The organism is Micromonospora sp. NPDC047465 (genome assembly GCF_040643125.1).
In the GTDB taxonomy this organism is placed as follows: domain Bacteria; phylum Actinomycetota; class Actinomycetes; order Mycobacteriales; family Micromonosporaceae; genus Micromonospora.
In genome coordinates this window covers 1-9,141 of sequence record NZ_JBEYTP010000098.1, presented here as the reverse complement: position 1 = coordinate 9,141, position 9,141 = coordinate 1, and the positions used below count along the sequence as shown (strand labels likewise).

The following is a 9,141-nucleotide window of genomic DNA, read 5'->3' as shown; positions in this document are numbered from 1 at the left end:
GGACAGCGTCCCCGCCGCCGGCCTCGCTACCGCCCGCCCGGGACAGGGGCGGGCGGGCGGTCAGAGGGTCAGGCGGTAGAGCGTCAGCGGGCGGCCGCTGGTGCCGGAGGCGAGGTTGCCGGTCCGCTCGGCCAGGCCGGCCAGCTCCAGGCGGTGCAGCATGCGCCGGGCGGTGCGCTGCTGCACCCGGAGCTGGTCGGCGACCTCCCGGCTGGTCAACGGCTCGTCGCCGAGGGTCGTACGCACCTCGCGCAGCCGCAGCAGGGTGGGCACGGACAGGCCGACCCGTTGGGCGATGACCGCCAGGTTCACCTCCGCCGGCGGCGGGGCCGGCGTGGTGGACTCCAGCACGATGTCGGTCTCGCCGCGCAGCGACAGCACGGCCGTGGTGGGGCCGACCCGGCGTGCCCGGCTCAGCGCGCGGCGCGCCAGGTTCTCCGCCTCGGCGGCGCTGCGGCCCAGCCCGAACCCGATCTGCACGGTCTCGTGCCGGTCGGCCAGGCGGCGCAGCATCGGCAGCGCGGTGAAGCCGCCGGTGGCGTCGTGCAGCGGGCCTCGGGTGGTGACGATGAGGTACGTGTCGGGGGCGAAGCGCGCGACGGTGCCGCCGAGCCCGGCCACCTCCTTGAGCAGCCCGTCGTCGCCGTCGGACAGGTTGGCCAGCCCGAGCGCGATCTGGGCGTCCTCCTGGGCCTGGCTGCCCACGTGCAGCAGGAGCTGGCGCAGCGCGGCGCGCACCGAGTGGTTCGACGGGGCGAGGCGGAACGCCGGCATCTCGTGGCGCAGCACCTCGTAGACCGAGCTGATGCAGGTGACGGCGACGTCCGCGCCGGCCTTGCGCTGCCGGCGGTGGAAGGCGACCACGTCGTCGGAGCCCAGGCCGCTGCGGTAGGGCAGCGACCGGACCCGGTCCACCGGCAGGTCGGCCTCGCCGAAGGTGCCGGCGACGTCGGCGCCGGTGACGGTGTCGATCGACATGCGGGTGACGTCGCGGCCGTCGCGCAGCAGCCGTACGGCGGCCTGGAGCAGGGTCGCGCCCGTGTAGTCGACGAAGACCGCCGGCCGGTGCAGCAGGTTCGCCTCCCGGGCGAGGGTGTACGGCACGACGCCGGTGAACAGCCACGCCTCGACCTGGCCGGCGTGCGCCTCCACGATCGCCGGTGCCTGCGACTCGTGGTCGTAGTGCAGCCGCCTGGCGGTGACGCCGGGCTGCTCCTCGCAGGTGGCGGCCACGTCGTCGACCAGGTCGTGCGGACCGACGACCCCGATCTCAATGGTCACCGCTGCCTCCTGTCAGGGTTGCATTGTTCGCAGCACAAGATTACGGTCAGGCCCGGTATTACTGAAGCCCTGGGAGGGTGCGTGTCGTTCCCCAGCATGGCCGACGCCAGCGGCCGGACCATCGGTGCAGAGGAGTTGGCCGCCGTCGGCCGGGTGCTCCAGTCGGGCATGCTCAGCTCGGTCTGGGGCACGGAGGTCCGCGCCCTGGAGCGCGAGATGGCCGACCTCCACGGAGTGTCGCACGCCGTGGCCGCCAGTTCGGGTACCGCGGCGCTGCATCTGGCCGTCGCGGCCGTCGCGCCGGATCCGGGCGACGAGATCATCACGTCTCCGATCAGCGACTTCGGCACGGTCGCGCCCATTTTCGCGCAGAACGCCGTGCCCGTGTTCGCCGACGTCGATCCGTACACCGGCAATCTCGATCCGGCGGCGGTCGCCGCCGCGATCGGGCCGCGCACCCGGGCGATCCTCGGGGTGCACCTGTTCGGCGCGGCCGCCGACCTGCGCGCGGTCGCCGACTCCGCCGGCGTGCCGCTGATCGAGGACTGCGCCCAGGCGTGGCTCACCCGCTACCCGGACGGCACCCTCGCCGGCACCGCAGGCGCGATCGGCTGCTTCAGCCTCCAGCAGTGGAAGCACATCACCTGCGGCGACGGCGGCCTGACCCTCACCGACGACGCCGTGCTGGCCCGCCGGATGCGGCTCTTCGCCGACAAGGGCTGGCCGCGCGACGAGGCCCGCCGGCACGTCGGCCTCGGCCTGAACTACCGGATGACCGAGCTGGCCGGTGCCGTCGCCCGCGCCCAACTGGCGAAGCTGCCCGGGGTGCTGGCCGACCGGCGGCGCACCGCCCGCCGGCTGGCCGCCGCGCTGGCCGACCTGCCCGGCGTGCGCCTGCCGGCGGACCTCGACGCGCACGCGTGGTGGCTGTTCCCGATCGTGCTCGACCCGCCGCTGACCAACCACGAGGTGGCCGGCAAGCTCGCCGCCGCCGGCATCCCCGCCCGCGCTGGCTACCTCGAACAGCCGCTGCACTGCGCCCCGGCGCTGACCGAGGCACCCGTCTACGGCACCTCCCGCTTCCCGCTGACCGTGCCGCCGGCCGACCGGCTGCCGGCCTACGGGCCCGGCGCGTTCCCGGTCGCCGAGCGGCTCATCGCGGAGACGCTGCTGGTGATCGACTGGAACGAGCGGTACACCGACGCGCACGTCGACGAGATCGCCGAGGCCGTCCGGGCCGCGGTGACCCCGTGATCGCGCCCGCCGCCGCCGCGCTGCGCGACCGGCTGCGCTGGCGACTCGTCGCCGCCACCGCCACCCCGATGGACGCGGACCGGACGGTCGACGCCGCGGTGCTCGACCGCTACCTGCGCGGCCTGGTCGCCGACGGCGCGGACGCCCTCGCGGTCTGCGCCCACACCGGCCGCGGCCCCTTCCTCGACCCGGCGACCCGCGACCTGGTCGTCCGCCACGCCGTCGACACCGGGGTGCCGGTGGTCGTCGGCGTGGGCGGCCGGCCGGGGGAGCACACCGACGAGGTCGCCGCGCAGGCCGCCCGGGCCGCCGACCTCGGCGCCGCCGGCGTCCTGGTCTTCCCCGTCGACGGCGACGTGCTCGCCCACCACGACGCCGTCTGGCGCGCCGCCGGCCTGCCGATGCTCGCGTTCGACCTCTACACCCGGCCGTACTCCGCGTCGCGGCTGGCCGCCCTGCTGGAACACCCCGGCGTCGCCGGGGTGAAGGTGGCCCGGCTGCACGACGCGCTCGCCTGCCAGGCCGCCCTGGCCGCCGCGCACCGGGCCGACCGGCTGGCGGTCACCGGCGAGGACCGGATGTTCGGGCCGTCGCTGATGTGGGGCGCGCAGGCCGCCCTGGTCGGCCTCGCCGCCGCCGCCGTGCCGGTCACCGCCGCCGTGCTGCGGGCGTACGCCGACGGGAAGCACGACGACTTCGTCGCCGCCTCCGCCCGGCTCGACCGGCTCGCCGAGGTCACCTTCACCGACCCGATGGAGGGGTACGTGCACCGCATGCTCCAGATCGCCGCAGACGAGGGGCGGATCCCCGCCTCCCACGCGGTCGACCCGTACGCTCCGGCGCTGCCGGACGGCGACCGGGACGGCGTGCTCGCGGTGGCGAGGCAGCGGTGAGCGGCAACCCGTTCGTCGCGGCTGACCTGCCCCCGGTCACCTTCGACGTCGACGTCCTCGTCGGCCGGTACGCCGACCGGCCGGGCCCCACCGGCGACCCCCGCGACGTCGCGGCCACCCTCGGCGCGAACGGCATCGCGCGGGCGGCCGTGGCCAGCCTGCGGGCGGCGCTGTTCGACGTGGCCAGCGGCAACGACGAGGCCGCCGCCCTGGCCGGCCCCACCGTGCTGCCCGTCGGTGCGCTCGACCTGCGCGACCCGCTCGGCGCCGAGCGGGAGGTCGTCCGGCTCGCCGAGCGCGGCTTCCGGGCGGTGCGGCTCTTCCCCGACGAGCAGCGCGTCGAGCCGGACTTCCCGTCCGTACGGCACGTCGCCCGCCGGGCCGCCGAGGCCGGCCTGGTCATCCTGACCGGCGGGGACGTCCGCCGGTTCTGGCGGCCGCTGCGCGGCGCGACCGTGGTCTTCCTGGACACGCACTTCTACCACCTGGGCGACTTCGTGGTGGCGGCCCGCGACGAGCCCGGCTTCCACACCTCCACCCGGCTGCTCAACTCGCCCGACGCGCTGGAGACCGTCGTCGCCCACGTCGGCGTCGGGCGGCTGCTCTACGGCTCCCGCACCCCGTTCTACGAGCCGGTCGTGCCGCGACTGCGGCTGGCCCGCGGCGGCCTCGGGCCGGCCGAGGTGGCCGCCGTGGCGGGCGGCAACGCCCGCCGGATCCTGGAGGGCCAGGAATGATCATCGACGTGCACGCCCACTGGGGACCCTGGTTCTTCAGCATGGACGTCGGGGCGGTCGCCACCAACCTCGCGGTGATGGACCGCTACGGCATCGACCTCGCCGTCGTCTCCGCCACCGAGGCCGTCATCTACGACGTCACCGCCGGAAACCGGGCGATGGCCCGGGTCCTGGAGACCAACGACCGCCTGCTCGGCTACCTGACGATCAACCCGCGCCGCCTCGACGACGCCGAACGGGACCTGCGCGAACTGCTCCCCACCGGCCGGTTCGTCGGCGTGAAGATCCACACCGACTACACCGGCTCCCCGGCGGACTCCCCGCAGGCCCGCGCGGCGCTGGAACTCGTCGCCGCGCACGACCTGCCCGCCCTCGTGCACACCTGGGACGCGACGCCGCTCGACCTGGCCCAGGCCGTCGCGGACATCCCCGGGCTGCGCGCCATCGCCGGACACATGGGCGCGAACGGCTGGCGGCACGCCGTCGAGGCGGCCAACTCGGTCGACCGGCTCTGGCTGGAGCCGTGCTTCTCGCACACCGAGGCGGGCCGGTTCGCCGCCGTGGCGGCGGCGGTCGACCCGCGTCGGCTGCTCTTCGGCACCGACGCCACGCTCATCGACCCCGCGGCGGCCTTCGGGGCGGTGCTCGCCGCCGACCTCGACGCGGAACTGGCCGAGCGGGTCGCCTGGCGCAACGCCGCCGAGTTGTTCCGCCTCGACGTGTGCTGACGTCGGCTCTGTTTGGAGGACGGCGGCAACCTGCTCGCCGCGCTCATTCCGGATCGGTGACCCGGGCCAGCACGATGCCGCAGACGATCAGGGCCAGTGCGGCGAAGCGGCCGACACCGACCGGATCCTTGTGCACGACGATGCCCAGCGAGATCGCGCCGATCGCGCCGATGCCGGTGAACACGGCGTAGGCCGTGCCGACCGGCAGGTCCTGCATCGCCCGGGAGAGCAGGTAGACGGCGGCGGCTCCGAGCGCGAAGCAGAGCAGGGTCGGCGCCGGCCTGGTGAAGTTCTGCGTCGGCTTGATCGTCTGCGACCAGATGATCTCGACCAGGCCGGCGAGCGCCAGGACGAGCCAGCTCATGCCTGCGCTCCCGAGGGTGCCAGGGCCCCGGCGGCGACGGCGCGGGCCACGTCGACCGCCGCCTGCCGGGCATCGGCGTACGACCTGCGGTAGGACTCGCGCCACCGTCCCAGCGTCGGGTCCACGGTGGAGTTGACGAACTCGGTGTTGATGACGGTGACGTCGTCGACCTGGAAGTGACCGAGGAAGAAGTCCCGCAGGTAACGCTCCTGGTGGTCAACGGGCTCGCGCGGGGTCCCGGGGGCGTAGGAACCGCCTCGCGCGCCGGTGACGACGACCTTGAGGTTCAGCCTGGCGTGCGGGAACGTCACCTGGTCGATCCACAGCTTGAGGCTCGCAGGGATCGAGAAGTTGTACATGGGAGCGCCGATGAGCAGCACGTCGGCGGAGACCAGTTCGGTGAGCAACGGCTCCACCACCGCCCATGCCTCCCGCTGAGCCGGGGTCCGCACCCCCTCGGCGAGGCGGCCGGGTTCGGTGATGGCGTGCCGCAGCGCGTAGTCGCAGATCTCGGTCCACGCCTCGCCGATGACGGGCACGGGGTCGGCGGCGAGATCGCGGTAGGTGTAGGTCCCCGTCGGGTGGGCGGCCCGCCACTCGTCGGCGAACGCCCTGCTCAACGTGCGGGAGTGTGATGCCCGACGGGCGCTGGCGTCCAGGTGCAGCAGGTGGGCCATGACTCTCGTCCCTACTCGTCGAAGGAAGCGGACACGATGTCCGGTTGTTCTCGACGCTAGCAGCTAAGTGGACGCCATGTCCACTTAGCCGGTTCGGGCGTGCGGGGGCCGTCGCAACCGGACGGGGTGTCCGGTTAGGCTGTCGGGATGGCGGATGACCTTCTGGCCCCGGCCCCCGCGGAACGGGCCGACGCCGCGGCCAACCGGCGACGCATCCTCGCGGCCGCGGAACGCCTGTTCGCCGAGCGCGGCCCGCAGATCTCCATGACGGACCTGGCCACCGCCGCCGGCGTCGGCCGCGCGACGCTCTACCGCCGTTACCCGGACGTCACGTCCGTGGCTGTCGCCCTCCTCGACGTGCACGAGCAGCGGTTGCAGCAGCAGATCCTCGCCGGCCCGCCGCCGCTCGGGCCGGGCGCGTCGCCCCGCCGCCGCCTCGAGGCGTTCTACGACTCCATGATCGATCTGCTCGAACGACACCTGCCGCTGGCCCTCGGCGCCGAACTGGGTGCCAGCCGCTTCGCCACCGGGGCCTACGGCTTCTGGCGGACGTTCGTCATGTCCCTGATCCGCGACGCCGGCTGGCAGGAAGACGCCCTCGCCGACGTCCTGCTCGCGCCACTCGCCCCCGAGGTGTACCGGTACCAGCGCCACGACCGAGGGCGAACGGTGCCCGAGATCAAGTCGGCGCTCGCCCGCCTCGCGTACGTCCTGCCGGACTGACTCCGGCACGGAACGTCCTCGGCGACGAGGGCCTCGGCGCTGGTAAGGACCGAGCGGGTCAGGCGAGGCGGTGGTCGAGGGCGGTGTGGCGGCGCCCGGCGCCGACCGTGCGGACGGCGGCGGCGAGGGCGCGCCGGGAGCCGACCAGGACGACGAGCTGCTTGGCGCGGGTGACGGCGGTGTAGAGCAGGTTGCGTTGCAGCATCATCCAGGCGCTGGTGGTCAGGGGGATGACGACGGCGGGGTACTCGGAGCCCTGCGAGCGGTGGATGGTCATGGCGTACGCGTGGGCCAGCTCGTCGAGTTCGTCGAAGTCGTAGTCGATGCTCTCGTCCTCGTCGGTGCGTACGGTGAGGGTCTGCTCCTCGGCGCTCAGGGCGGTGACGATGCCGACGGTGCCGTTGAAGACGCCGGCCTGGCCCTTGTCGTAGTTGTTGCGGATCTGGGTGACCTTGTCGCCGACGCGGAACACCCGCCCGCCCACGCGGCGCTCGGGCTGCCCGTCGCGGGCGGGAGTGAGGCGCTGCTGGAGCAGCGTGTTCAGGGCCGCGGCGCCGGCGGGGCCGCGGTGCATGGGGGTGAGGACCTGCACGTCCCGGCGCGGGTCGAGGCCGAAGCGGGCGGGCACGCGGGTGCACGCGACCTCGACGGTCAGGGCGGCGGCGGCCTCGGTGTCGTCGCAGGCGAACAGAAAGAAGTCGCCGAGCCCCTGGAGCAGGGGCGGCTTGCCGGCGTTGATGCGGTGGGCGTTGGTGACCACCCCGGACTCCGCGGCCTGCCGGAAGATCCGGGTCAGCCGGACCCGGGGGATGGCCGGGGCGGCGAGCAGGTCCCGCAGGACCTCCCCGGCGCCGACGGAGGGGAGCTGGTCGACGTCGCCGACGAGCAACAGGTGCGCGCCGGGCGGGACGGCCTTCACGAGCTTGTTGGCGAGGACGAGGTCGAGCATGGACGCCTCGTCGACGACGAGGAGGTCGACGTCGAGGGGGTTGTCCCGGTCGTAGGAGGCGTCTCCGCCGGGGCGAAGCTGGAGCAGCCGGTGCACGGTGGCGGCGGGATGGCCGGTCAGCTCCGACAGTCGCTTCGCGGCGCGGCCGGTCGGCGCGACGAGGGTGACCTTCGCCTTCTTCGCGGTGGCGAGTTCGACGACCGAGCGGACGGTGAAGCTCTTGCCGCAGCCGGGTCCGCCGGTCAGCACGGCGACCTTGGCGGTGAGGGCGAGCCGGACCGCCTGTTCCTGCTCCGGGGCGAGGTCGGTGCCGGTGCGGGCCTTCAACCAGGCCAGCGCCCTGCCCCAGTCGACGCCGGTGAAGTGGGGCAGCCGGTCGGCGCGGTGGTGCAGCAGCCGCAGCAGTGACCCGGCCAGGGACTGCTCGGCGCGGTGCAACGGCACCAGGTACACCGCCGCCGTCGGCTCGCCGTTCGGCCCGGGCAGGGTCTCGCGGACCACCCCCTCCTCGCCGACGAGTTCGTCGAGGCATGTGGTGACGAGGTCGGCGGGCACGTTGAGGATCTTGGTGGCCTCGACGGCCAGTTGACCGTCGGGCAGGTAGCAGTGCCCGTTGTCGGTGGCCTCGGAGAGGGTGTACTGGAGGCCGGCCTTGACCCGCTGGGGGCTGTCGTGCGGGATCCCCACGGCCTGGGCGATGGTGTCGGCGGTCTTGAACCCGATGCCCCACACGTCGGCCGCCAGCCGGTACGGCTCGTTCTTCACCACCGTGATGGAGGCGTCGCCGTACTGCTTGAAGATCCGTACGGCCAGCGAGGTGGACACGCCGACGCCCTGGAGGAAGACCATCACCTCCTTGATCGCCTTCTGCTCCTCCCACGCCGCGGTTATCTTCGCGGTGCGCTTCGGTCCCAGGCCGGGCACCTCGACCAGCCGGCTCGGTTCGGTCTCGATCACCTGGAGGGTGTCGAGGCCGAAATGCGCGACGATCCGCTCGGCGAAGACCGGGCCGATGCCCTTGACCAGCCCGGAGCCGAGGTAGCGCCGGATGCCCTGGATCGTGGCCGGCAGGACCGTGGTGTAGGAGTGGACCTCGAACTGCCGGCCGTACTGCGGGTGCGACGACCAGCGGCCGGACAGCCGCAGGCTCTCGCCGGGCTGGGCCCCCAGCAGCGCCCCGACCACGGTGAGCAGGTCGCCGCTGCGGTCGGTGGACACCCGGGCGACGGTGTAGCCGGTCTCCTCGTTGACGTAGGTCAGTCGTTCGAGCACCGCGTCCAACACGGCCGACGGCGGGCGAGTGGGGGCAGTCACCCGCCCATCCTGCCCTGCGTGCTGCTCGACACTCGCGCGTGTCCCTGGTGAGAGCCACCCACCAGGCGATTCGGGTACGCCGGCACCCGTCGCACCGGCCGTCGATCGAGGTCCCGGTCGGCCGCTGGTGGCTCACGACCGCGGGCTGCCTCGATGGTAGGGGCGGGGGGGCGGCGCCGGCGGGGGGGGGGGGGCCCCCCCGCGCCGCGCGGCCCCGCCCG

Annotated in this window: 9 protein-coding genes; 5 read left to right on the top strand and 4 right to left on the bottom strand. The window is 74.0% G+C overall.

What is annotated here, in order from left to right; translation table 11 throughout:
• Positions 1-60: 60 nt before the first annotated feature.
• Positions 61-1,281, bottom strand: a complete 1,221-nt coding sequence (locus ABZ793_RS34285) for a hypothetical protein (protein ID WP_357465095.1) — start codon at positions 1,279-1,281, stop codon at positions 61-63.
• A gap of 81 nt (positions 1,282-1,362) precedes the next feature.
• On the opposite strand from ABZ793_RS34285, the gene ABZ793_RS34280 reads away from it, so the two are divergent.
• From ABZ793_RS34280 to ABZ793_RS34265, 4 genes are read left to right on the top strand one after another with little or no spacing between them, the layout of a single operon-like run.
• Positions 1,363-2,535: a DegT/DnrJ/EryC1/StrS family aminotransferase gene (locus ABZ793_RS34280; protein ID WP_357465093.1), complete on the top strand. Its 1,173-nt coding sequence runs from the start codon at positions 1,363-1,365 to the stop codon at positions 2,533-2,535.
• Entirely contained in the window at positions 2,532-3,428 is an 897-nt protein-coding gene (locus ABZ793_RS34275; protein ID WP_357465091.1) for a dihydrodipicolinate synthase family protein, read from the top strand. Before ABZ793_RS34280 ends, ABZ793_RS34275 begins: the two co-directional genes overlap by 4 nt.
• The gene (locus ABZ793_RS34270; protein ID WP_357465089.1) at positions 3,425-4,165 is read left to right on the top strand and encodes a hypothetical protein; all 741 of its coding nucleotides are present in this window, start codon (positions 3,425-3,427) and stop codon (positions 4,163-4,165) included. The genes ABZ793_RS34275 and ABZ793_RS34270 overlap by 4 nt, the downstream gene beginning before the upstream one ends.
• Complete coding sequence (locus tag ABZ793_RS34265) at positions 4,162-4,893, top strand: amidohydrolase family protein (RefSeq protein ID WP_357465087.1); 732 nt, start codon at positions 4,162-4,164, stop codon at positions 4,891-4,893. Before ABZ793_RS34270 ends, ABZ793_RS34265 begins: the two co-directional genes overlap by 4 nt.
• Positions 4,894-4,936: 43 nt before the next feature.
• Here the strand turns inward: ABZ793_RS34265 and ABZ793_RS34260 are convergent, their stop codons facing one another.
• Complete coding sequence (locus ABZ793_RS34260) at positions 4,937-5,257, bottom strand: multidrug efflux SMR transporter (protein WP_357465085.1); 321 nt, start codon at positions 5,255-5,257, stop codon at positions 4,937-4,939.
• Complete coding sequence (locus ABZ793_RS34255) at positions 5,254-5,934, bottom strand: NAD(P)H-dependent oxidoreductase (RefSeq protein WP_357465083.1); 681 nt, start codon at positions 5,932-5,934, stop codon at positions 5,254-5,256. The genes ABZ793_RS34260 and ABZ793_RS34255 overlap by 4 nt, the downstream gene beginning before the upstream one ends.
• A gap of 147 nt (positions 5,935-6,081) precedes the next feature.
• Between ABZ793_RS34255 and ABZ793_RS34250 the strand changes: the two genes are divergently transcribed.
• The gene (locus ABZ793_RS34250; protein ID WP_357465081.1) at positions 6,082-6,657 is read left to right on the top strand and encodes a helix-turn-helix domain-containing protein; all 576 of its coding nucleotides are present in this window, start codon (positions 6,082-6,084) and stop codon (positions 6,655-6,657) included.
• Positions 6,658-6,715: 58 nt separating this feature from the next.
• On the opposite strand, the gene ABZ793_RS34245 is transcribed toward ABZ793_RS34250, so the two are convergent.
• Complete coding sequence (locus ABZ793_RS34245; protein WP_357465079.1) at positions 6,716-8,920, bottom strand: ATP-dependent RecD-like DNA helicase; 2,205 nt, start codon at positions 8,918-8,920, stop codon at positions 6,716-6,718.
• Positions 8,921-9,141: the final 221 nt, after the last annotated feature.

Coding starts and splice junctions, on each gene's coding strand:
- ABZ793_RS34260 (WP_357465085.1), bottom strand. CDS start 5,257: ATGAGCTGGCTCGTCCTGGCGCTCGCCGGCCTGGTCGAGATCATCTGG.
- ABZ793_RS34265 (WP_357465087.1), top strand. CDS start 4,162: ATGATCATCGACGTGCACGCCCACTGGGGACCCTGGTTCTTCAGCATG.
- ABZ793_RS34250 (WP_357465081.1), top strand. CDS start 6,082: ATGGCGGATGACCTTCTGGCCCCGGCCCCCGCGGAACGGGCCGACGCC.
- ABZ793_RS34255 (WP_357465083.1), bottom strand. CDS start 5,934: ATGGCCCACCTGCTGCACCTGGACGCCAGCGCCCGTCGGGCATCACAC.